The sequence below is a fragment of the Isoptericola sp. NPDC055063 genome, from assembly GCF_053608125.1.
This window is the reverse complement of the sequence record NZ_JBSGUW010000014.1, coordinates 46107-67940: the sequence shown is the minus strand read 5'-3', so window position 1 is coordinate 67940 and position 21834 is coordinate 46107. Positions and strand designations below refer to the sequence as shown.

Annotated in this window: 22 protein-coding genes; 6 read left to right on the top strand and 16 right to left on the bottom strand. The window is 75.4% G+C overall.

Annotated elements, in window-relative coordinates:
- The first annotated feature begins 812 nt into the window (after positions 1 to 812).
- From ACWF41_RS17065 to ACWF41_RS17055, 3 genes are all read left to right on the top strand, one after another.
- Positions 813 to 1370: a methylated-DNA--[protein]-cysteine S-methyltransferase gene (locus tag ACWF41_RS17065; RefSeq protein ID WP_380325432.1), complete on the top strand. Its 558-nt coding sequence runs from the start codon at positions 813 to 815 to the stop codon at positions 1368 to 1370.
- A 177-nt stretch (positions 1371 to 1547) separates the two neighbouring features.
- Positions 1548 to 2768, top strand: coding sequence for a tyrosine-type recombinase/integrase (locus tag ACWF41_RS17060; protein ID WP_380325429.1), 1221 nt, complete (start codon positions 1548 to 1550; stop codon positions 2766 to 2768).
- A 5-nt stretch (positions 2769 to 2773) separates the two neighbouring features.
- A complete protein-coding gene (locus tag ACWF41_RS17055; RefSeq protein WP_380346928.1) occupies positions 2774 to 4051 on the top strand; it encodes a phospholipase D-like domain-containing protein in 1278 nt (425 codons plus the stop codon).
- Between the two features lie 81 nt (positions 4052 to 4132).
- Here the strand turns inward: ACWF41_RS17055 and ACWF41_RS17050 are convergent, their stop codons facing one another.
- The 8 genes from ACWF41_RS17050 to ACWF41_RS17015 all read right to left on the bottom strand — a co-directional run bounded on the left by ACWF41_RS17050 (position 4133) and on the right by ACWF41_RS17015 (position 10045).
- Positions 4133 to 4720, bottom strand: a complete 588-nt coding sequence (locus tag ACWF41_RS17050) for a MerR family transcriptional regulator (RefSeq protein ID WP_380325652.1) — start codon at positions 4718 to 4720, stop codon at positions 4133 to 4135.
- A 243-nt stretch (positions 4721 to 4963) separates the two neighbouring features.
- Positions 4964 to 5500 (bottom strand): bifunctional nuclease family protein, encoded by a 537-nt coding sequence (locus tag ACWF41_RS17045; RefSeq protein ID WP_380325673.1) that lies wholly within the window; start codon positions 5498 to 5500, stop codon positions 4964 to 4966.
- 118 nt (positions 5501 to 5618) lie between these two features.
- Entirely contained in the window at positions 5619 to 6368 is a 750-nt protein-coding gene (ftsR, locus tag ACWF41_RS17040; RefSeq protein ID WP_380325655.1) for a transcriptional regulator FtsR, read from the bottom strand.
- Positions 6365 to 6841, bottom strand: a complete 477-nt coding sequence (locus ACWF41_RS17035; RefSeq protein WP_380243804.1) for an FHA domain-containing protein — start codon at positions 6839 to 6841, stop codon at positions 6365 to 6367. The genes ftsR and ACWF41_RS17035 overlap by 4 nt, the downstream gene beginning before the upstream one ends.
- 180 nt (positions 6842 to 7021) lie before the next feature.
- On the bottom strand, positions 7022 to 8152 hold the full coding sequence (locus tag ACWF41_RS17030) for a DUF881 domain-containing protein (protein WP_380325658.1): 1131 nt from the start codon (positions 8150 to 8152) through the stop codon (positions 7022 to 7024).
- Positions 8153 to 8160: 8 nt separating this feature from the next.
- Complete coding sequence (locus ACWF41_RS17025) at positions 8161 to 8493, bottom strand: small basic family protein (protein WP_380325661.1); 333 nt, start codon at positions 8491 to 8493, stop codon at positions 8161 to 8163.
- The gene (locus ACWF41_RS17020) at positions 8490 to 9434 is read right to left on the bottom strand and encodes a DUF881 domain-containing protein (protein WP_380325664.1); all 945 of its coding nucleotides are present in this window, start codon (positions 9432 to 9434) and stop codon (positions 8490 to 8492) included. Before ACWF41_RS17020 ends, ACWF41_RS17025 begins: the two co-directional genes overlap by 4 nt.
- Complete coding sequence (locus ACWF41_RS17015; RefSeq protein WP_380325667.1) at positions 9431 to 10045, bottom strand: CDP-alcohol phosphatidyltransferase family protein; 615 nt, start codon at positions 10043 to 10045, stop codon at positions 9431 to 9433. Before ACWF41_RS17015 ends, ACWF41_RS17020 begins: the two co-directional genes overlap by 4 nt.
- 235 nt (positions 10046 to 10280) lie before the next feature.
- Between ACWF41_RS17015 and ACWF41_RS17010 the strand changes: the two genes are divergently transcribed.
- A complete protein-coding gene (locus ACWF41_RS17010) occupies positions 10281 to 12194 on the top strand; it encodes a DEAD/DEAH box helicase (protein WP_380325670.1) in 1914 nt (637 codons plus the stop codon).
- Between the two features lie 77 nt (positions 12195 to 12271).
- On the opposite strand, the gene ACWF41_RS17005 is transcribed toward ACWF41_RS17010, so the two are convergent.
- The 4 genes from ACWF41_RS17005 to rpe all read right to left on the bottom strand — a co-directional run bounded on the left by ACWF41_RS17005 (position 12272) and on the right by rpe (position 14855).
- Complete coding sequence (locus ACWF41_RS17005; RefSeq protein WP_380325120.1) at positions 12272 to 12760, bottom strand: PH domain-containing protein; 489 nt, start codon at positions 12758 to 12760, stop codon at positions 12272 to 12274.
- A 72-nt stretch (positions 12761 to 12832) separates the two neighbouring features.
- On the bottom strand, positions 12833 to 13681 hold the full coding sequence (gene hisG, locus ACWF41_RS17000) for an ATP phosphoribosyltransferase (protein ID WP_380325123.1): 849 nt from the start codon (positions 13679 to 13681) through the stop codon (positions 12833 to 12835).
- 102 nt (positions 13682 to 13783) lie between these two features.
- Positions 13784 to 14047, bottom strand: coding sequence for a phosphoribosyl-ATP diphosphatase (locus ACWF41_RS16995; protein ID WP_380325126.1), 264 nt, complete (start codon positions 14045 to 14047; stop codon positions 13784 to 13786).
- A 145-nt stretch (positions 14048 to 14192) separates the two neighbouring features.
- Positions 14193 to 14855, bottom strand: coding sequence for a ribulose-phosphate 3-epimerase (rpe, locus tag ACWF41_RS16990; RefSeq protein WP_380325129.1), 663 nt, complete (start codon positions 14853 to 14855; stop codon positions 14193 to 14195).
- Positions 14856 to 14893: 38 nt separating this feature from the next.
- Here rpe and ACWF41_RS16985 point away from each other — a divergent pair, with 38 nt between their 5' ends.
- Positions 14894 to 15451 carry a GNAT family N-acetyltransferase gene (locus ACWF41_RS16985; RefSeq protein WP_380325132.1) on the top strand — a complete coding sequence of 186 codons (558 nt, stop codon included), beginning with the start codon at positions 14894 to 14896 and terminating at the stop codon, positions 15449 to 15451.
- A 24-nt stretch (positions 15452 to 15475) separates the two neighbouring features.
- Here the strand turns inward: ACWF41_RS16985 and ACWF41_RS16980 are convergent, their stop codons facing one another.
- Both ACWF41_RS16980 and fmt read right to left on the bottom strand, forming a co-directional pair.
- A complete protein-coding gene (locus ACWF41_RS16980) occupies positions 15476 to 17068 on the bottom strand; it encodes an RsmB/NOP family class I SAM-dependent RNA methyltransferase (RefSeq protein WP_380325135.1) in 1593 nt (530 codons plus the stop codon).
- A complete protein-coding gene (fmt, locus tag ACWF41_RS16975; RefSeq protein WP_380325138.1) occupies positions 17065 to 18039 on the bottom strand; it encodes a methionyl-tRNA formyltransferase in 975 nt (324 codons plus the stop codon). The genes ACWF41_RS16980 and fmt overlap by 4 nt, the downstream gene beginning before the upstream one ends.
- Positions 18040 to 18186: 147 nt before the next feature.
- Here fmt and ACWF41_RS16970 point away from each other — a divergent pair, with 147 nt between their 5' ends.
- Positions 18187 to 18735 carry a GNAT family N-acetyltransferase gene (locus tag ACWF41_RS16970; protein ID WP_380325147.1) on the top strand — a complete coding sequence of 183 codons (549 nt, stop codon included), beginning with the start codon at positions 18187 to 18189 and terminating at the stop codon, positions 18733 to 18735.
- Positions 18736 to 18753: 18 nt separating this feature from the next.
- Here the strand turns inward: ACWF41_RS16970 and ACWF41_RS16965 are convergent, their stop codons facing one another.
- The gene (locus ACWF41_RS16965; RefSeq protein ID WP_380325141.1) at positions 18754 to 19437 is read right to left on the bottom strand and encodes an HAD family hydrolase; all 684 of its coding nucleotides are present in this window, start codon (positions 19435 to 19437) and stop codon (positions 18754 to 18756) included.
- Positions 19438 to 21663, bottom strand: coding sequence for a primosomal protein N' (locus ACWF41_RS16960; RefSeq protein ID WP_380325144.1), 2226 nt, complete (start codon positions 21661 to 21663; stop codon positions 19438 to 19440). It abuts the gene before it with no gap.
- Positions 21664 to 21834: the final 171 nt, after the last annotated feature.

Below are 21834 nucleotides of genomic sequence, written 5' to 3'. Positions count from 1 at the left end.
GAGCGGCCATCCTGAATGCATGGCCGATAATGCACATTATGTCATTACGCGGAGGAGAACGAGGCTCGAGAGCGGCCCCCTCTCGGCGGACAACCCGCCCCGCGTCGACTGCCGGACGTCGCGCCGGATAGGCGTGCCCGGCTGGACGGCGAGCCGCGCCGACCGTGGGTGGCGACGGTGCGTCCCGGCGGCTCGCGCCCACGGCGCACGAGCGGCACGCACGCCGATCGGACGACGATCGGACGACGATCGGACGACGATCGGACGACGATCGGACGACGATCGGACGACGATCGGACGACGATCGGACGACGATCGGACGACGAATCTGACGGGAAACCTCTGGGCGGCGTCGACATCGACCACCTGCGACGTTCTCGCCTCAGATCCGACCTCAGGCCTCGCCACGCGCCACCGTGCGCCGACGGTCATGACTGCGACGCACCCCGCGCGTTCTCCGGCGCCCGCAGGCCGCCCGTGCCGTCGCTCGCGCCTCGCTCGTCATCGCTCCTGACGCGACCTCGTCCCCGCGGTCCCCCGGGTGGCGGTCCGGCGCTGTCCGGCAGACTGCCGGGCCCAGGCCGCGGCGCATCCTGCGGCCATGCCGGGCAACCTGACCTGCCGCCGATCGACCCCTCGCCATCGCCCGCGATCCGCGCTAGGCTAATTCGGACATACGCCTCAAACCATTGTGTATGACACAACACAGTGGTTTTGCCGCAGGAGCGATCCGCGGCTCCCCTGTCACGACTCCGCACGTCGCCTGCCCCGGCGCGGAGGCGGTGTCGGTGCCCGGCCCTACGGTGAACGACATGGCCGCACCCCGCGACGGGCTCGCCTTCTGCATCTTCCCGACGGCGATCGGGCACTGCGCGCTGGTGTGGCGCTCCCCCGGCCGCGTCGTGGGCTCCGCGCTCCCCCAGGGTTCCGCCGAGGGCACGCGCGACGCCGTCCGCCGCTGGTACCCGTCGGCGCGGGAGTCCTCCCCGGACGGTGACCTGGCCGACGCGGTCTCCGCCGTGGCGGGACTCCTCGGGTCCGGGGCCGGGGACCTGTCCGCCATCGACGTCGACATGAGCGGCGTCGCGGACTTCGACCGTCGCGTCTACGAGGTCGTGCGCACCATCCCCGCGGGCGCCACGCTCACCTATGGCGAGGTCGCCTCCCGCCTGGGCAGCCCCGGCGCCGCCCAGGCCGTCGGGCAGGCGCTCGGGCGCAACCCGTTCCCGCCGATCGTCCCGTGCCACCGCGTCCTGGCCGCGGGGCGCCGGGTGGGCGGCTTCTCCGCGCGCGGCGGCCGGCGCACCAAGCTGCGCATGCTCGACGCCGAGGGCGTCCACCTCGAGCAGCCCACCCTGTTCGACCTGTGAGCCTCTTCGGCCGCTGACCGGGTCGCCCCCCGGTCCTTGTCGGTCGGCGCCCCGTCGCCGGACGGGATGTCGGTGCGGCCGCCTACCCTGGGGCCGGGCCGTGCGGTGGGCGTCGCCGCAGGTCACCGGTGCGCGGGTGGTCCGCGCCCGGCCGCCAAGGCACCCAGGAGGACGAGCATGGTCGCCCCGCCCCGGCTGGACCGCGTCGACGTCGCGACCGCGGTCGAGCGGTACCTCGCCACGGTCCGGGTGGAGAGCGTGCGCGGGGTCCTCTCCCCCGCCACCGCGCGCAGCTACGAGCGGGACGTGCGGGAGCTCGGCCGGCTCGTCGGAGGCGATCGCGTCCTCGACGACGTCACGGGCGAGGACGTCGACGACGCCCTCGTGCGCTACCAGGCCACCCCCGATCAGCGGTACAGCGACCCGGCCCGCAAGGGTGGTCCCGGCCGCTCTGTCGCGACCGTGAACCGCTTCCGCCAGTCGGTCAGCCGCTTCTTCGCCCACGCCACCCGGCAGTGCTGGGTGCAGGCCGACCCGATGCAGTGGGCCGCCCCGCCCGCCCGGTCCCGCGACCGGCTGCGGGTGGAGCGCACCGCGCTGTCCGCGACCGCAGCCGGCGCCCTCCTGCAGGCGTCCGCCGCGGCGACGCCCCGCCCGTCCGCCACGCAGGGAGCCCTCGGGTCGCGCGCGCCCCGCACGGATCAGGCCCTCGTGCTGCGCGACCGGCTCGTCGTCGCGCTCCTGCTGGTCCTCGGCCCCCGGGTCTCCGAGCTCGCCCGCGCCGACGTCGCGGACTTCACCCGCGAGCCGGAGGAGACGCGCTGGCGCATCGTCGGCAAGGGCGGCTCGATCCGCACGGTGGCGCTCTCGCCGCCCCTGGCCGCCGCGCTCGAGGACTATCTCGCCGAGCTCCGGCCCCGGCTCGCCGCACGCCGCCCCGACGACCCCGACGCGCAGCGCGCCCTCCTGCTCACCTGGCGGGGCCGCCGGGTCGACACGCAGGCCGTGCGCGCGCTCCTGGCCCGCGCGGTCGAGCGCATGCCCGCGCCCTACCGCCGTCCCGCGACGCCCCACGCCCTGCGGCACACCACCGCGACCCTCCTCGTCGCGGAGGGCTGGGACGTCAAGGTCGTCGCGGAGCTGCTCGGGCACCGCTCCATCGCCACCACCGGGGTGTACCTGGACCGCATCGAGGGCGAGCTCGCCGCGGCGATCCGCTCCCACCCGCTCTCCGCGGACCTCGCCGTCCCCACGGACGTCGGGGCGGAGGCGCCGGAGGCGTCCGGTCCGGCCGAACCGGCCGGGCCGGCCACGTCGCCCGATGCTCGGGAGGCGGGTGACATCACCGACCAACCCGACAGTTCGGCGCGCGCCGACCCGGCCCCCTGGCTACCGTGAGGCTCGTGCCGCCTCGCCTTCCCCGCCTCCGCAAGCCCGTCCGTGTCCAGATCGACTGGCCCTCGCTGCGCCGCTACGCGACTCGCGGGGCGCTCCTCGCGGCCGCCGTCCCGGTGGCCGCGGCCGCGACGGTGATGGGGCTCGAGCGGTTCCGCCGCCACCAGTACCCGCTGGACACCCCGTTCCCCACCGCCCCGCCGTCGTCGACCGAGGTCGAGGACACCACCGCGACCCTCTACACCTACGGCGCGGACCTCTACGAGGCGATGCTCGAGTCGATCCGCGGCGCGCAGCGCGAGATCTTCCTCGAGACGTACATCTGGAAGGACGACGAGGTCGGCCGCCAGTTCAAGCAGGCCCTCGCGGAGGCCGCCGGGCGCGGTGTGGCCGTGTACGTCGTCTACGACGGGTTCGCGAACCTCGTGGTCCCGCGGCGGTTCTACGAGATGCCGGGCGTGCACATGCTCCGCTTCCCCGCGATGCGGCCCGGGCTGCTCATGCTGGACGTGCGGCGCTCTGGCCGCGACCACCGCAAGATCCTCGTGGTCGACGACGACACCGCGTTCGTGGGCGGGTACAACATCGGCTCCCTGTACGCGACGCAGTGGCGCGACACCCACCTGCGCCTCACGGGCCCGTCGGCGTGGGAGCTGCGCAACGCGTTCGTCGACTTCTGGAACCGCTGGCGCAGCCCGCAGCTGCCCGTGCTGCAGGACGTGGGCACGTCGCTGTGGCTGCCGCAGCTGCGGGCGGCGCGCAACGCGCCCTCGGAGCTCGTCTTCCCCATCCGCGGGATCTACCTCGACGCGATGGACCGGGCGTGCTCGCACGTCTACATCACGCAGGCGTACTTCATCCCCGACGAGGACATCCAGGCCGGCCTCCTGGCGGCGGCGGCGCGCGGGGTGGACGTGCGCGTCCTGGTCCCGGAGCGGTCCAACCACGTGGTGGCGGACTGGCTCGCGCGGGGCCACTACTCCACCCTGCTGCGCGGCGGTGTGCGGATCTTCCTGTACCAGGGGGCGATGATCCACGCGAAGACCGCGACGATCGACGGCCGCTGGACCACGGTGGGCACCGCGAACATCGACCGGCTGAGCCTGACCGGGAACTACGAGATCAACCTCGAGGTCGTCGACGAGGGCCTGGCGACCCAGCTCGAGGACGCGTTCCGGATGGACGAGTCCAACTCGCGCGAGCTGACCCTGGACGAGTGGCGGCGACGGCACCCGCTGTCGAAGGTGGCCGAGCGTCTGATGTCGCCCCTGCGCCCGCTGCTCTGATCCAGCTCGACGCGTCCGCCCGCGCACGAGAAGGGCCCGCCGGAGACGGCGGGCCCTTCTCTGCTGTCTGCGGGTGGTGGGTCAGCCCGCGGTGCGCGCGGCACGACGGGCGGCGAGCTCGTCGCCCTCGTGCGGCGCCGGCTCCTCGTCCTCCAGGGACTCCGTGGGCATCGCGGACAGCGTGCCCTCGATGTCGCGCCACACGCGTCCGACGGCGATGCCGAAGACGCCCTGGCCGCCCTGGACGAGATCGACGACCTCGTCGGGCGACGTGCACTCGTACACCGAAGCGCCGTCGCTCATGAGCGTGATCTGCGCGAGGTCCTCGACGCCCCGCTCCCGCAGGTGCGTCACGGCGCTGCGGATCTGGTGCAGGGAGACGCCCGTGTCGAGGAGCCGCTTGACGACCTTGAGCACGAGGATGTCGCGGAAGCTGTAGAGGCGGTGGGTGCCGGATCCCGTCGCGGGACGGATCGACGGCTCCACGAGGCCGGTGCGCGCCCAGTAGTCGAGCTGACGGTAGGTGATCCCGGCGACGCGGCACGCCGTGGTGCCGCGGTACCCGGTGGCGGCGTCCTGCTCCGTGAGGTCCTCGCCGAAGAGCAGGCCCTGGGCGCCGTGCGGCACCGACGCACCCGTGGGGACGCTTGCCTCACCGCTGCTGTTCACTGTGCCTCCTGGTGTTCGACTCCACGCTAGGACGCCCCTGGGGGGTCGTCAACGACGTCGGCGCCTGCGCGACCGCGTGTCGCGCGTCCTCCCCGACGCCCGGGGACCTCACGCCTCACCCTCAACTATCGACTACTGGTTGAAGGTTCGGGTCCTACGGTAGCCGAGCCTGAGGCTCGACCCGAGGTCGAGGGTTGCCCTCGGCGTGGCGCGACGGTGGGAGAACCCTGCGTCGTCGCCGTCTCAGGGTGGTGCGTCGTCGGGCCGCCCTCCCCCGTGGGGGCCGGGCGCGCCGGGGTCCTGGGGACCGCCGGGAGTGGTGAAGTCCTCGGCGGTGACGTGGTCGAGGAAGTCGCGGAACTTCTCGACCTCGCGCTGCTGCTCGACGTCGACGACCTCGACCCCGGCGACGGCCACGACCTCCGCGGAGCAGAACACGGGGCTGGCAGTACGGACGGCCAGCGCGATCGCGTCCGACGCCCGCGAGTCGAGCCGGGTGCCGTTGGACAGGACGAGCTCGGCGAAGAACACGCCGCCGTCGAGGGCGACGACCTCGACCCGCTCGAGCTCCACGCCGACCGCGACGAGGAGGTCGCGCAGCAGGTCGTGGGTCATGGGTCGGGGGGTGACGAGGCCGGCCTGCGCCATCGCGATCGCCGACGCCTCCCGCGCGCCGATCACGATGGGGACGGCGAGGTTGGCCGCGGCGTCGAGCAGCAGCACCACGATCTCCTGGTCGTGCTGCTGCTGGCGCACCCCGAGGACCTCGACCGGGACCATCGGTGCGTCGCTCGCCTCGTCGGGTTCCACCGACCCACGGTACGTCGCGCGGTCGCCGCACGTCGTGCGGGAGGACGTGGCCGTCGGCGGGCGGCCGCCGGTGGCGGGGAACGCCAGGTCAGACGAGGTCGCCGGTGCCCTGCCGCACCCAGGTGGAGTGCAGGCGGGCGAGGAGCTCGCCCACCTCGGCCGCGAGCTCCGCGCCCTGGGCGCGCGCCGACGGGGTCTGCTGGCTGCGGTAGGGGGCGACGAGCTGGTCCACGAGACCCACGTGCCGGTCCGCGGACGCGCGCAGCGACCGCAGGTGCCGCGGCTCGATGCCGTGCTCCGCGAGCCGTGCCGCGATGCGCACGACGTCCGGTGCCCCGGCGTCGAGCCTGCTCCCGGAGCGGGAGTGCAGCACGCCCGACGACACGAGCTCCTGGACGAACGCGGGGGTGGTGCCCGTGGCCTCCGCCACGCTCTCGGCGGTCCAGCGGCGGCGGGTCACCTCCGTCGCGCCGGCGGCCTCGGCGAGGCGCGGGGCCGGCCCGGGGGCGGGCTCCCCCGCGTCCATCTCCGCCAACCGCTCCTTGATGACCTTCAGCGGTAGGTAGGAGTCGCGCTGCTCGGTGAGGACGAACCGCAGCCGCTCGACGTCCGCCGGACTGTACTGCCGGTAGCCCGACGACGTGCGGACGGGGTCGATGAGCCCCTGGTCCTCGAGGAACCGGAGCTTGGAGTGCGACACCGACGGGAACTCCGGGCCGAGCTGGCCCAGCACGTCGGAGATCCGCATCGTCGCCTGGCGGGAGATGCCCCGCGGCCACGGTTCAGGCGCCTGGGGGCCGGCCGGCTCCTCGCCGTGCGCGGCCTGCGCCGCCGTCACGACGCGGGCGCCTGCGGATCCCGCGGCGCCTGCGGGCTGGCGTGGAACGACATGCGGAACTTGCCGATCTGCACCTCGTCACCGGTGGTGAGCGTGGCCGCGTCGATCCGCTCGCGGTTGACGTACGTGCCGTTCAGGGAGCCGATGTCCCGGACGACGAACCGGTCGCCCTCGCGAGCGAACTCCGCATGCTTGCGGGAGACGGTCACGTCGTCGAGGAAGATGTCGGCCTGCTCGCTGCGGCCGGCGACGGCGCGGTCCGAGTCGAGCAGGAAACGCTCCCCGACCGCGCCGGACCCGTACTGCACCACGAGGAGCGCGGAGTGCCGCGGCAGGGCCGCCACGGCGGCCGCCTCCTCCGCGGTCAGCGGGATCCGGAACGACTGCTCCTCCGCGGGCGCGCCCACGCGCCCCAGGTGCGCGGTGGTGTCCGCGGCCGCCTGGTGCGGCGGAAGAGCGCGGGGGTCCGTCATCAGTCCTCCTGTGAGGTCGGGCCGGGTGGGTCGGGCGACGCTGCCGCCGTCGTGGACCCCGGACCGGTGTCCGTCGATGGCTGGCTGTGCGTCCGACGTGCGCCGTCGTCCGACAAACCTACCCCGACGGGGCCGTGACCGGGAACCCCGCTCCCTGTGCCGGCGGCCCGTCGGCGCACGTCAGCCCTGCTCCCGCTCCGGTTGCGCGTACTCCGGCTCCTGCGGCGGGGTCACGGCCGTGATCGTGACCTTGTCCTGCCGGGTGGTGGACGCCTCCGCCCCCGCCGTGCGCACCGTCGCCAGCGCGCCGCCGGGAATCTCCAGGGCGCGGTCCAGCGTCTCGGGGTCGCCGATGACGGTCCACTCGTACGGCGACGTGAGCCGGGTGCCGTCGACGACGATCGCGTCGCCCTTGTCCTCGAACCAGGTGGACGTGACGAGGCGCACATCGTTGAGCTCGACGACCTCCGCCCCCGCGTTGCGCAGCTCCTCGAGCACGTTGAACATCTGCGAGGCGCGCAGCTGGCCGCCCGGGTCCTGGATGGTCACCTCGACGCCCGGGCCCTGCGCGGGCAGCCTGCCGGAGAGGATGCCCTCCGACTCCGCCCGCTGCTGCGCGAGCTCGAGGGCGGACTGCGCCTTGCCGGTACCGGAGCGCAGCTCGTCGCGCGTGGCCTCCAGCCCCGACACCTCGTCGCCGAGCTGCTGCGCCCGGTCCGTCACCTCGTCCAGCAGGCGTACCAGGTCCTCCTGGCGAGCCGAGGAGAGCTGGTCGGACGCGGACTGCTGCACCTGGACGACCAGCGCGAACCCCAGGGCGGCGCACAGCACGCCCGCCAGCACCTGGGAGCGGGTGGCGCGCGGGTGCAGGGCCGAGCCGAGCCGTCGCCATCCGCTCGGGGTGCCGCCCGCCGCGCCCGCCGTCCGTGGCGCGTCGTCAGCGGGGTCAGCGGGGTCAGCGGCGTCAGCGCGCTCCGTGTCGCCGGTGTCGCCGGTGTCGCCGGTGTCGCCGGTGTCGCCGGTGTCGCCGGTGTCGTCGGCGTCGTCGGTGTCGTCCTCCTCGGCCGGCGACACGAGGGGCTCCGGGTCCTGGGCAGGGCCGTCCGTCGATGCGACGGGCGGCACGGCCTCCGTCGGGGCGGCCTCGGCAGGCTCGGGCCCCGGGGCATCACCGGAGACGTCGCCCGTGGGCGGCGCGTCGTCGGGCGCGGTGTCCCCGGCGCTCGCGGCCTCGGCGGCTTCGACACTCTCGGCAGCCTCGCGGTCCTCGTCCCCCGGGGCGTCGGGGCGGTCGCCCGTGCGGTCGCTCATCGGGCCCGTCACGCCTTGAACAGATGGCGGCGGATCGCCGCGGCGTTCGAGAAGATGCGGATGCCGAGCACCACCACGACCGCGGTGGACAGCTGCGCCCCCACGCCGAGCTGGTCGCCCAGGAAGACGATGAACGCCGCCACCAGGACGTTCGACAGGAACGACACCAGGAAGACCTTGTCGTCGAACAGGCCGTCGAGCTTGGCACGCAGGCCCCCGAACAGGGCGTCCAGCGCGGCGACGACGGCGATCGGCAGGTAAGGCTGCAGCGCCACCGGCACGGTCGGCTGCAGCACCAGACCGGCGATCACGCCGATCACGAGCCCGATCGCGGCGATCATGGACGTTCCTCCTCGGTGTCGGACGACGGCGTGCTGGACGACGGAGAGCTGGACCCGGCGCCCGGCCGCGAGGAGTCCCCCGCAGCCGACGGCTCGGCATACCTCAGGGTCTGGCTGCCCACCCCCGGGAGCGACAGGTCGCCCTGCGGTGTGACGGACGAACCGATCCCGTAGCGCGACCCCAAGAGCTGCAGGTACGCGGGCGCGCCGGACCGAGCGTACGCGGTCTGCATCGCATCAGGGTCGCCGATCGCGCGGATGACGTAGGTCGGCCCGGGCAGGGGCACCAGGTCCACCAGGATGGCGTCCCCCGCGTTGCGGATGGCCGACAGGGACGTCAGGCGCTGGTCGTCCACCGAGATCGCCTCGGCCCCCGCCGCCCACAGCGCGTTCACCACCGTCTGCACGTCCGCGTCCCGCACCCGCGCACTCGGATCGGGATCCTGCTCGGACTGGGCTGCGTCGCCGTCCGACAGGCTCACCACCAGGCCCTCACCCGCGACCGCCGCAGAACCGCTCACCACCGCGTCCAGCCGCAGGGTCTGCAACAGCGCGGGGTCCTCGCTCGCCAGCGCGGAGTGCTGCAACGCCTCGATCTCGTCGCTCGCCGCCACCGAGCGGCGCTGCAGCGCATCCACCTCCGCGCGCCGGTCCACGATCTGCGTCTCCAGCACCTCGCGCGCCGCGGCCACGTCCGCCTGCGGCGCTCGCAGCTGCCGCGCCGCCGACACCGTCAGCAGCCCCAGGGCGATCGCGAGCACCACGAGCAGGGCCACACCCGTCCCGCGCCGCCTCGGCGGCTGGCCCGCCCGCTCGGCCTCGGCACGCCGCTGCGCCGCCTCCGCGTACCCCGGGTCCAGAGGCTTCTCCATCACCTCGACCAGCAGCGTCATCGACTCGTCCGGGCGACGCCGCCCCGACGGGCGCACCGGCGCCGTCACGCGCGCTCCTCCTCGGCACCGCCCGCGGCCGAACCGGCGCTCGCGGCCCCGACCAGCTCACGCGCCTGGCGCAGGTACTGCGCGCCGGCCACCCAGTACAGGCCCACGCCCCACCACGTGAAGGCCCACCCCACCACATGGGCGGCCGAGCCGAGCGCGCCGGGCACCGTCGCGAGCAGCAGCAGCGGGAACGCGTACAGCAGGGCGAACGTCCCCGCCTTGCCCACGAAGCTCACCGGCAGCGGCCCGTACCCGTGCCGCGCGAGCACCGGCAGCAGGCACGCCAGCATCAGGTCGCGCGCCAGGATGACCACCAGCAGCCACAGCGGCACCACGTCCCGCCAGGCAAGGCCGGCCAGGGTGACGAAGATGAACAGCCGGTCCGCCGCCGGGTCCAGCATCTGCCCCAGCCGGGTGACCTGGTCGAGGCGGCGTGCCAGCACGCCGTCGAGCCAGTCCGTGAACCCCGAGAACGCCAGCACCGCCAGGGCCCACACGTCCTCGCCCACCACGATGAGCACCGCGAAGACGGGCACCAGTGCCAACCGCAGCAAGCTCACCAGATTCGGGATCGTGAAGACCCGGCTGCTGATCTCCCGGCCCTCGTGCACCCGCACATCCTACGCACGGCACCACCCGCAGTGGCCGAACTCACCGGCCCCCACGAACCGGGGCTCGCCCCCACCCCGTAGACTGGTGACACCTTCGGAGTTCGTCGTGCCTCCCGCGTGTTCGTTGCGCCCCGTCCAAGAGCGGGGCTGGTGTGTGTCCGGGACAGAGCGACCGCGTCGCCAGCTCGGCGACGCAGGACTCCTCCCCCACCACCCACAGAACGGTGACCCCGCCTTGAGCACCCCTGACTCCACGCTGCCCACCGAGCAGAACCCCGAGCAGAACCCCGAGCAGACGCCCGCCGTCGAGGAGACGACCCCCACCGGGCCCACCTTCTCCGACCTCGGCCTCCCCGCCCCGCTGCAGGCCGCCGTCGACGACCTCGGCTTCGTCACGCCGTCGCCCATCCAGGCCCGCGCCATCCCCGAGCTCCTCGCCGGGCGCGACATCACCGGCGTCGCCCAGACCGGTACCGGCAAGACCGCCGCCTTCGGCATCCCGCTGCTCGCCGCGCTCGACCCCGCCGCCGACGTCTCCGGCGGGCACGTGCAGGCCCTCGTCCTCGCCCCCACCCGTGAGCTCGCGCTCCAGGTCGCCGAGGCCGTCGAGTCGTTCGCCACCCACCTGCCCGGCGTGCGCGTCACCTCCGTGTACGGCGGCTCCCCGTACCAGCCCCAGCAGCGCGCGCTGCGCGACGGCGTCCACGTCGTCGTCGGCACCCCCGGGCGCGTCATGGACCACCTCGAGCGCGGCACCCTCTCCCTCGACGGCGTGAAGTTCCTCGTCCTCGACGAGGCCGACGAGATGCTCCGCATGGGCTTCGCCGAGGACGTCGAGACGATCTTCGGCCAGGCCCCCACGAAGCGACAGGTCGCACTCTTCTCCGCGACCATGCCGCCCGCGATCCGCTCCGTCGCCGCCCAGCACCTCAACGACCCCGTCGCGATCGCCGTCTCCCGCCAGTCGTCCACCGTGTCGACCGTCGAGCAGACCTACGCCGTCGTGCCCTTCCGGCACAAGATCGGCTCCCTCGTGCGCGTCCTCGCCACCTCCGACGCCGACGCCGCCATCGTCTTCACCCGCACCCGCAAGGACGCCGAGGAGGTCGGCGCCGCCCTCGTGGAGCGCGGCACCTCCGCCGCCACCATCTCCGGCGACGTCGCCCAGAAGGAACGCGAGAAGATCGTCGAGCGCCTCAAGTCCGGCGCCCTCGACGTCCTCGTCGCCACCGACGTCGCCGCCCGCGGCCTCGACGTCGACCGCATCGGGCTCGTCGTCAACTTCGACATCCCCCGCGAGGCCGAGGCCTACGTGCACCGCATCGGCCGCACCGGCCGCGCCGGCCGCACCGGCCGCGCCCTCTCGTTCGTCACCCCGCACGAGCGCGGCAAGCTCAAGCACATCGAGCGCACCATCCGCGCCCAGCTCGTCGAGGTCGAGATCCCGTCCCCGCGGGACGTCTCCGAGCACCGCGCACGCCGTCTGCTCGACGCCGTCGGCACCCGCATCGAGTCCGGCCGCCTCGAGATGTACACGCGCATGCTCCAGGAGCGGGCCGCCGCCCAGCAGGACGACAGCGAGGCCGAGGGTGGTACCGAGGCAGGTACCGAGGCCCGCGTCGACGTCACCCAGGTCGCGGCCGCCCTCCTGGCGCTCGCGGTCGGCGACGACGGCCCCCAGCAGCGTGCCGCGCAGGAGGAGCACGAGCGGGAGCGCGCCGAGGCGAAGGGCGGTCGCACCCGTGAGACCCACCGTGCCGAGCGCACCGAGCGGGACGGCGACCGGACCGGCCGCCACCCGCGCTCCGACCGGGACGACCGGGGTCGCGGCATCCGCCGCCCGGCCGACGGGACCCGCTACCGGATCTCCGTCGGGCACTCCCACGGCGCGCAGCCGCGCGGCATCGTCGGGGCGCTCACGAACGAGGGCGGGCTGTCCGGCAGCGACATCGGCAAGATCGACATCTTCGGGAACTTCTCGCTGGTGGACATCACCCGGCCGCTCGACGACGCGACCATGACCCGGATCGGCCGCGCGCACGTCGCCGGCAAGGCGCTGCGCATCTCCCTCGACAAGGGTGCGCCGGAGCGTCGCGCACCCCGCACGGAGCGCCCGCGCACCGACCGCCGTCCGGCCCGCACCGCCTGACGACACCGGAACCGCGCACGAACGCCCCCGAGCCTGCTGGCTCGGGGGCGTTCGTCGTCGCGGCGTCCTCGCCGTGCTCAGGTCCGGTCCGGGGCCTCGCCCAGGCTGACGACGAGGCCGCGCAGGCGGCGCGCCTCTGCCATCCCGCGCTCCCCGTCCGCGCGCTGGATGCCCATCACGGCTAGCGTGCCGCCGTCGGCCAGGTCCAGCCGCACCCAGGGGTCGTTCGGCCCCATCCGCACCTCGACGATCTCCGGCCACACCAGGGTCCTCGAACGCAGCAGGTTACGGACGCGCAGACCCTCGGGCGTGGGCACGGCGTGCACTCCGCCGAGCCGCCACAGGAGCCACGTGACGGCGAGGGCGAACGCGACGAACGACGCCTTGTTCACGGCCGCGGCGCCGAGCGGCCCCTTCGCGGAAAGACCCACCACCACGCTGCCCACCCCGGCGACGACCCAGACGAACCACGCGGCGACCTGCCCCCAGAGGGGCCGGAAGGTGCGGAACCTGTCTGGCGCCGACCGGCCTCGGGCGGTGTCGCGGGGCTGCCTGGGGTCCGTCATGCCCACCACGCTGCCACCGTCGTGCCGAGCTCGACAGGTCGGCCGCCGCTCCTGCCGGCGGACGGCACCGGCTCAGAGCCGGCTGGCGTGGATGGAGGTCACGATGATGCCGCGGGCCCCCACCTCGTAGAGCGCGTCCATCACGCGGTTCGTCTCGGCGCGCTTCACCATCGACCGGACCGCGGCCGACTCGCCGTTGTGCAGCGGCGACACCGTGGGCGACTCGAAGCCGGGCGTCACCGCGACGGCGGCGTCGACGAGCTCGATCGGCACGTCGTAGTCCATGAGCACGTACTCGTGCGCCGTGATCACGCCCTGCAGGCGGCGCGTGAGGACGTCCAGCCCGGCCGGCTCCTCCGCGCCGGAGCGGCGGATCAGCAGCGCCTCGGAGCGCAGGATCGGCTCGCCGAAGACCTCCAGGCCGGCGGCGCGCAGCGTCGTGCCCGTCTCCACGACGTCGGCGATGACGTCCGCCACGCCCAGGCGCACGGAGCTCTCCACCGCGCCGTCGAGGTGCACGACCGCCGCGGGCTCGATCCCCCGCTCCTGCAGGTACGCGCGGACCAGCGTGTCGTACGACGACGCGACCCGGCGCCCGGCCACCTGCGCGACGTCGGTCACGGTGCCGGCGGGAGCGGCGAACCGGAACGTCGACGCCGCGAAGCCGAGCGGCAGGTGCTCGACGGCGTCGGCACCCGAGTCCAGCAGCAGGTCGCGCCCGGTGATGCCGACGTCGACGGTGCCGGAGCCCACGTACACCGCGACGTCGCGCGGGCGCAGGAAGAAGAACTCCGCCCCGTTGTCGGGGTCGGCGAGGACGAGCTCACGGGTGTCGCGACGCTGGCGGTAGCCCGCCTCGCGCAGCATGTCGGAGGCCGGGACGGACAGGGACCCCTTGTTGGGGACGGCGATACGGAGCACAGCGGATACCTCGTTCTGATCGGGTCGTGGAGTGTCGGGCGTCTGGGCGCGCGCGACGGACGACGGGGCCGCACCGTGACGGTGCGGCCCCGGTCCGGGCGCTCACAGATGCGTGTACACGTCCTCGAGCGTCAGCCCCTTGGCCAGCATCAGCACCTGCAGGTGGTAGAGCAGCTGGGAGATCTCCTCGGCAGCGGCCTCGTCGGTCTCGTGCTCGGCGGCCATCCAGACCTCGGCGGCCTCCTCCACGATCTTCTTCCCGATCGCATGCACGCCGGCGTCCAGCTCGGCCACGGTCCCCGACCCGGCGGGGCGGGTGGTGGCCTTCTCGGTCAGCTCGGCGAACAGGGAGTCGAACGTCTTCACCCGCCCAGCCTAGACGCCGGGACCCGGCCCTCCCGGCGGGGTTTCGTCCCTCGGGACGGTCCGTCCTTGTTGTTCAGGGCGCTTGGCACACTATTTTTACCTGGAGGCGACGGGGTCGGGGCTGTCCGACCATGCGTCGTGCTGCTCAGTGGGAGTGCCGGGAGGCCAGCTCCCGCAGGGCCGCGATCTCGCCGGGCACGTCCTCGGCGCCGTAGACCGCCGACCCCGCGACGAAGACGTTGGCCCCCGCGTCGGCGGCTCGCTCGATCGTGTCGCGAGACACTCCCCCGTCCACCTGGATCCAGACGTCCAGCCCCGACTCCCCCACCGCCTGGCGCGCCCGGCGGATCTTGGGGAGCGTGCCGTCGATGAACGACTGGCCGCCGAAGCCGGGCTCCACGGTCATCACGAGGATCATGTCGACCTCGCCGAGCAGGTCCAGGAAGGGCTCCACGGGCGTCGCGGGGCGCAGCGCGACTCCGGCCCGCGCCCCGAGGCGCCGCAGCTCGCGCGCGAGGCGCACGGGGGCCGTGGCGGCCTCCGCGTGGAAGGTCACCGACGCCGCCCCCGCCTCCGCGTACGCCGGCGCCCACCGGTCCGGGTCCGCGATCATCAGGTGCGCGTCGAGCGGCACCGGGGAGACCTGCGCGAGCCGCTCGAAGATCGGCAGGCCCAGCGTGAGGTTCGGCACGAAGTGGTTGTCCATGACGTCCACGTGGGCGTAGTCGGCGGTGGCGATGGCCCCCAGGTCGCGCTCGAGGTTCGCGAAGTCGGCCGACAGGATGCTCGGGTTGATCAGCGCAGGCATGCGCCCAGCCTAGGCGCGGCACCCACTACGCTCGCTCCGTGCCACCGCTCCCCTCCCCCGCAGGGCCGCCCTCCCCGGACGTCTCCCCGTCCGCCCCGCCGGTCGTCCGCGCCGCCGAGACCGACGACCTCCAGGCCGTCGCGGCGATCCTCGAGCCGTACGTGAGCGGCACGGCCGTCACGTTCGACGAGCAGCCCCCGGACCTCGCCGTCTGGCGGCAGCGGCTCGCCGACCTCGCCGCCCGCGGGCTGCCCTTCCTCGTCGCCGAGCTCGACGGCGAGGTCGTGGGGTACGCGTACGTCTCCCCCTGGCGCCCCAAGGCCGCGTACCGGTACACCGTGGAGGACACGATCTACCTGGCCCCCGCGGCCCAGGGCCGCGGCGTCGGCACCCGGCTCCTCTCGGCGCTGCTCGACGCCTGCTCGCTCGCCGGGGTGCGGCAGGTCGTCGCCGTCGTGGCCGACGACCCCGCCGCGGCAGGCTCGCTGCCCCTGCACCGCCGGCTGGGGTTCGAGGTCGCGGGCGTGCTGCGTGACGTCGGCGTCAAGCACGGGCGCAGCGTCAGCACGATGTTGCTGCAGCGGTCGCTGGGCTGACGGCCTCGCCGCCCGGCGACGTCGCTACCCGCGGCGGCGCAGCAGCGTGAGGTGCATCGCGTCCGTGCCGTGCACGTGCGGCCACAGCTGCACGTCCAGCCCGCCTGCGCCGCCATCCTGCGCGCCGAGGTCGATGTCGGCGCCCGGCACGAGCGCCCCGCGCACCGCGGCCCGGGCGTCGAGGCGCTCGGCGTCGTCGCGGCGGCGCAGCACGTCGTCCACCACGAGGCGGGTCTCCGCCAGGTGCGGCGAGCACGTCACGTACGCCACGACGCCGCCCGGCCGCACCGCGTCCAGGGCTGAGGTGAGCAGCTCGCGCTGGAGCGCGCTCAGGGTGCCCAGGTCCGCGGGCGTGCGCCGCCACCGCGACTCCGGGCGCCGCCGCAGCGCACCGAGCCCGGTGCAGGGCGCGTCGACCAGCACGCGGTCGTAGGCGCTCGGCTCCTCGTGCCCGACCTCGCGGCCGTCGCCCGTGCGCACGCGCTCGACGACGCCGCCCGGCACCGCCCGCAGGGCGCGCTCCACCAGCCGGGCGCGGTGCGGCTGCAGCTCGTTCGCCACGAGGGTGGCGCCCCGCTCCCCCGCCAGCGCGGCCAGGAGGGCGGCCTTGCCGCCCGGGCCCGCGCAGAGGTCGAGCCAGCGACCGTCGGGCCCGTCCAGCGGCGCGCCGGCGAGGGCGAGGGTGACGAGCTGGGAGCCCTCGTCCTGCACGCCCGCGCGGGCGTCGGCGACGGCGGCCAGCCCGGCCGGGTCGCTGCCGCCCGCGAGCACCAGGGCGGTCGGCGCCCAGCGGCCCGCCTCGAGCCGCACGTCGGCGTCCTCGGCCTGCGCGCGCAGCTCGTCGGGCTCCGTGAGCCCCGGCCGCGCGACCAGGGTGACCCGGGGGGCGGCGTTGTCGGCGTCGAGCAGCGCGCCGAGCTCGTCCGGGTTGCGCCCGTGACCCGCGAGCGCCTCCCGCAGGGCGCGCGTGATCCAGACGGGGTGGGAGCCGGTGGTGGCGAGCCCGGTGACGACGTCGGTGGCCTCGTCGGTCAGTGTGGTGAGCCAGTCGTCGAGCGGGGTGCGTCCGACGGCGCGCAGGACGGCGTTGACCATCTGCGCGGGCCCGGCGCCCACCCGGTCGCGGGTGAGGGCGACGGTCTCGGAGACGGCGGCGTGGGAGGGCACGCGCATGCCGAGGAGCTGGTGGGCTCCGAGCCGCAGGACGTCGAGCACCTCGGGGTCGAGCTGGTCGAGGGGGCGCGAGACGCAGTGGGCGAGGATCGCGTCGTAGCGTCCACGCAGGCGCAGGGTGCCGTAGGCGAGCTCGGTGGCGAAGGCGGCGTCGCGCCCGGAGATGCGCCGCTCGCGCAGCAGGGGCGGGAGGACGAGGTTGGCGTACGCGTCGGAGCCGTCCACCTGCCGCAGGACGTCGTAGGCGGCGGTGCGGGCGGGGTCGGTGCGGCGACGGCGCTCCCCCGGGGCCTGGGCGGAGCGGTGCGTCTCGCCGCGGGAGCGCGCGGCGCCCCGCTGGCGTCCCTTGCTGTCCCGGAAGGAGTCTCGGGAGGACTCGCGGCGATCTCCGCTCCCGCCGGGTCCCCTGGCGCCCCGGCCGGCGGAGCCCCGCTCGGCGCTCATCGGGCGTCCTGCCCAAGGCGCACGTCGGCGTCGCCGGTGAAGAGCCCCCGGGCGCCGCGCGCCCAGTCGGCGGCGGGCATGGGCTTCTTGCCCACGGGCTGCACGTGCCCGAGGGCGACGGCGTGCGTGGCGGTGCCCACGAGGACCTCCTTCTTGCCCACCCGCACCTGGCCGGGGGCGAGGTCGGTGACCTCGGGCCGCGGGGACACGGGGCCGAGGCCGAGGCGGGCGCCGGGGGCGGCGTCCGGGCCGGGGGTGGACGGCAGGGTGGTCCAGGCCCCGGGGGCGGGCGTGACGGCGCGCACGCGGCGGTCGACGGCGAGGGCGGGGTCGTCCCAGCGGACGCGGGCGTCGTCGGTCGTCACCTTGGGGGCGAGGGAGGCGCCGTCGGCGGGCTGGGGCTGCGGGGCGAGGGTCCCGTCCTCCAGGGCGTCAAGGGTGGCGACGAGGAGGTCGGCGCCGCTGACGGCGAGTCGGCCGAGGAGGTCGCCGGAGGTGTCGCGGGGGCGGATGGTCTCGGTCGCGGTGCCGAGCACGGGCCCGGTGTCCATCCCCTCGTCGAGGAGGAAGGTGGTGGCGCCGGTGACCTCGTCGCCGGCGAGCACGGCGTGCTGCACGGGGGCCGCGCCGCGCCAGGCGGGCAGCACGGAGAAGTGCAGGTTCACCCAGCCGAGGCGGGGCACGGCGAGCACGTCGGGGCGCAGCAGGTGCCCGTAGGCGACCACGGGGGCGGCGTCGATCTCGAGCTCGCGCAGCGTCGCGAGGAACTCCTCGCCCCGGGGGCGTTCGGTGAGGACGGGGACGCCGGCCTCCTCGGCCGCCAGGCGGACCGGGCTGGGCACGAGGCGGCGGCCGCGGCCGGCGGGCGCGTCGGCGCGGGTCAGGACGGCGACGACCTCGTGGCGGGACCCCAGGAGGGCACGCAGGGACGGGACGGCGGGTTCGGGGGTTCCGGCGAAGAGCAGGCGCACCACCCGATCGTAGTCGTGCGGATTTGCGCTGCGTCCGCGAGCGCCGGGGCGCTTAGCCTGCGGCGCATGACGGTCGACGGGCGCGGGCGAGGTTCCTCCGGCGGGCAAGGTGGTGGGGTCTCGCCCCCTCCCCGGGAAGGTCTCCTCCTGCGGCGGGAGCGTCCCGGGGACATCACTACGGTGGAGGCGGTGGTGCGGGCGGCGTTCGGTGACGAGGGTGCGCTGGTCGCGCGCCTGGTGCTGGCGCTGCGGGAGTCGCACGCCTGGCGTGACCTGTCGTTCGTGGCGGAGCGGGACGGCGAGGTGGTGGGGCACGTGCTGCTGACGGGGGCGTGGCTCGACGCTCCTCGGCGTCTGGTGGACGTGCTGGTGCTCAGCCCGCTGGCGGTGGTCCCGGCCGCGCAGGGGGCGGGCGTCGGGTCGGCGCTGGTGCGGCACGCGCTGGAGGGCACGGCGGGCCGGGCGGAGCCGCTGGTGTTCCTGGAGGGGCACCCGGGGTTCTACCCGCGGTTCGGGTTCGTGCCGGGCGGGACGCGCGGGTTCCGCCCGCCGTCGGACCGCATCCCGCCCGCCGCGTTCCAGGTGCTGGTCCGCGAGCGCCACGAGCCGTGGATGGCGGGGGCGCTGGTGTACCCGGACGTGTTCTGGCGGATGGACTGCGTGGGGCTGCGCGGGCCGGAGGCCTCTGCCACCTGAGGTGGCTTCCCACGTCCCCTACGGCTGCACGGGGAGCCCGAGGTCGCGCAGCGCGGCGCGCAGGGCGGGGGTGGTGGTGAACCGGACAACGTGGAAGCCGACCCCCTGGGCGGCGGCGACGTTGGCGGGGCTGTCGTCGACGAACACGGCCCGCGCGGGGTCGACGTCGTGGGTGGTGGCGAGGTGGCGGAAGATCGCGGGGTCGGGCTTGGCGAGTCCCACGCGTCCGGAGACGACGACCTGCTCCATGCGGGTGGTGGCGGGCGCGGCGGGGGCGGCGTGGCGGAACAGCTCGGCGGACCAGTTGGTCAGGCCCAGGAGGCGCAGGCCAGCGTCGTGCAGCTCGTCGACGAGCTCGGCGGAGCCGGGGACGGGGCCGGTGAGGGTGCCGGCGAAACGCTCGACGTACTCGTCGAGCAGGGGCTGCAGGTGGGGGCGGTCGGCGAGGGTGGCGCGGGCGTCGGCCCAGCTGCGCCCGGCGTCCTGGGCGAGGTTGAAGGCGGGGAAGTCGATCTCGGCCATCCAGGCGTCCACCTCGGCGCGGGAGCGGCCGGGGAACGCGCCGTAGGGGTCCCAGCCGACCAGGACGTTGCCGAAGTCGAGCACCACGGTGTCGATCTCGGGACCGTCGACCCCGGGGCGGCCATCCTCGGGTCGCGCTGTCTCCGGGCCCGGCCTGCCGGTCGGGACGTCCTGCGTCATCTAGAGCATCTCCTTGGGGTCGATCTGCACGCGGACGCTGCCCCCCTCGCGCCGGGCGGAGCGCACCGCGAGCGAGGCGCGCAGCTGGGCGGCGAGCTCGGCACCTTGGGCGAGGGGGACGCGCAGCACGGTGCGCACCTGGGGCTCGAGGGTGCCGCTGCGGCGCGGGTCGGCGCCGTCGGGCAGCTCGACGGGCCCGAGGACGGTCTCGGGGCCCGCGAGCGCCACCCGGCCCACGAGGGCGTCCACGGCGCCCCGGTCCCCGGTGACGGCGGCGACGCGGACCGACGGCGGGAGCGCGAGCTCGCGGCGCTCGGCGAGCTCGCGGTCGGCGAGGCCGCCGGGGTCGTACCGCACGAGGGCGTTCGTCGGGGCGGGTGCGGCGTCCCCCACGAGGAGCACCTGCCCCCCGGCGCGCGAGGGGTGCACGAGGGCTCCGGCGGCGAGCCAGCGGTGCAGGGCCTCGGTGGCGGTCGCGAGCCCGGTCCCGGCGGTCGACACGGCGGCGTCGAGCAGGAGGGCGGCGGCGTACCCGCCGTCGGCGACCGGCTCCGCCCCGGGGGTCGCGACGACGAGGGCCGGCTGGGCGCCCACGCGGTCGAGGACGCCCCCGGGGGCGTTGGAGGCGGACACCCGCACCGTGGTGCCCGGGAAGGCGCGGCCGAGCTCCTCGGCCGTTCGGTCCGACCCGACGCGCACGGCGCGCACCCGGGTGTCGCCGCACTCGTCGCAGCGCCAGCCGCCGGCGAGCCGCCCGCACCAGGAGCACTGGGGCGCCGACCCGTGGCGGGGCATGCCGAGCGGCCCGTGGCACGCGCCGCAGCGGGCGGCGGTGCGGCAGCGGGCGCAGGCCACGACGGGCAGGTACCCGGTGCGGGGCACTTGGACGAGGACGGGACCCCGGGTCAGTCCGTCGCGCGCGGCCCGCCACGCCGCCGTGGGGAGGCGCGCGGCCGCACCCGGTCCCTCCGACGCGAGCTCCACGGACGTCAGGGCGCGCACGCGCGGGGCACGGGCGCGCACGACGTCGCGCGGTGCGGCGATCTCCCGCGCCCACCCGGCGGCCAGGAGCGCCTGGGCCTGGACGGTGCGCCCGGGCGACGCGAGCAGGTACGCGGCGCCCTCGAGCTCGCTGCGCAGGGCGAGCACGTCGCGGGCGTGCGGGTAGGGGGCGTGCGGCTCGGCGAGGGTGTCCTCCCCGTCGCCCCACAGCACGACGAGCCCCAGGTCGGGCACGGGCGCGAACATGGCGGCGCGGGTGCCGACGACGACGTCGGCGAGGCCGTGCCGGGCGCGCAGGAAGGCGCGGTAGCGGGGGGCGGGACCGTCGTCGGCGAGGAGGCGGACCACGTCGTCGACGCCCGCCTCGGTGAGCGCGGTGACCGTCCGCTCCACGTCGCGGGCGTCGGGCACGACGACCAGGACGCGCCGTCCCCCCGCGAGGGTCGAGCGCGCGGCCTGCGCGACGGCGGCCGCCCAGTGCGGCACGTGCGCGGGCCCGTCGCCCGTCGGCGGCGCGAGTCCCGGCAGCGGCGTCCACACCGCGCGCGGCGCCTGCCCGGCCAGCAGGTGGCGGCAGAACGCCTCCCCGCCCAGGTAGGACTCCCACGCGGCCGTGGAGCCCGCTGTCAGGGCCCGTACCGCCCGAGGAGTCACGAGGCCCGCCGACTCGTCCTCCGCGGCGTCCTGGGGGGCCTCAGACGCGTCCTGCGGGGCACCCTGCGTCAGGGAGGCGAGGACCTCCTTCTCGACGCGCGCGTGCCGCGGCGGCACCGCCAGGCGCAGGACGTCGGCGAGGGTCCCGGCGTACCGGTCGGCCACCGCCCGCGCGAGGCGCAGCACCGGCTCCGACAGGACGGGATCGGCGGACACCAGCCGCTTGAGGGGCACGAGCCGCCCGTCGTGGTCCGACGTCTCCCGACGCTCCACGACGTACCCGGCCACCTCCTGCGGCCCGAACCGGGCACGCACGCGCACGCCGGGCCGGGCGTCGTCGGCCATCGTGGCGGGCACGAGGTAGTCGTAGGGCCGGTCCAGGTGCGCGGGCTGCAGGTCGAGCACGACCCGGGCCACCGGCAGCTCGTCGGCCACGGGCGTGGCACCCAGTGCCGCCTTCCGGCGCTTCGCACCCGTGCCGCCCTTGCCCGCCCTGCCCGTCGTGCGCGGGGCCGGGACGTCGTCGAGCCCGAGCAGCGCGGGCTGCTCGGGCTCGGAGATCTCAGTCACGAGGCCATCCCATCACGCCCCGCCCACGGCACAGCAGGCACCGAACGAACGCCCGACGTCGTGGACGCGAACCGCACCTGACGACGAGCGTGGGGGGGGGGGGGGGGGGGGGGTGGGGGGGGGGGGGGGGGGGGGGGGGGGGGGAAGGGCGGCAAGGGAGAAGGATCGGGA

Coding starts and splice junctions, on each gene's coding strand:
- ACWF41_RS17065 (WP_380325432.1), top strand. CDS start 813: ATGGCCGCACCCCGCGACGGGCTCGCCTTCTGCATCTTCCCGACGGCG.
- ACWF41_RS17060 (WP_380325429.1), top strand. CDS start 1,548: ATGGTCGCCCCGCCCCGGCTGGACCGCGTCGACGTCGCGACCGCGGTC.
- ACWF41_RS17045 (WP_380325673.1), bottom strand. CDS start 5,500: ATGGTCCCGGTCGAGGTCCTCGGGGTGCGCCAGCAGCAGCACGACCAG.
- ACWF41_RS17035 (WP_380243804.1), bottom strand. CDS start 6,841: ATGACGGACCCCCGCGCTCTTCCGCCGCACCAGGCGGCCGCGGACACC.
- ACWF41_RS17030 (WP_380325658.1), bottom strand. CDS start 8,152: ATGAGCGACCGCACGGGCGACCGCCCCGACGCCCCGGGGGACGAGGAC.
- ACWF41_RS17025 (WP_380325661.1), bottom strand. CDS start 8,493: ATGATCGCCGCGATCGGGCTCGTGATCGGCGTGATCGCCGGTCTGGTG.
- ACWF41_RS17005 (WP_380325120.1), bottom strand. CDS start 12,760: ATGACGGACCCCAGGCAGCCCCGCGACACCGCCCGAGGCCGGTCGGCG.
- rpe (WP_380325129.1), bottom strand. CDS start 14,855: ATGCCTGCGCTGATCAACCCGAGCATCCTGTCGGCCGACTTCGCGAAC.
- ACWF41_RS16980 (WP_380325135.1), bottom strand. CDS start 17,068: ATGAGCGCCGAGCGGGGCTCCGCCGGCCGGGGCGCCAGGGGACCCGGC.
- ACWF41_RS16965 (WP_380325141.1), bottom strand. CDS start 19,437: ATGACGCAGGACGTCCCGACCGGCAGGCCGGGCCCGGAGACAGCGCGA.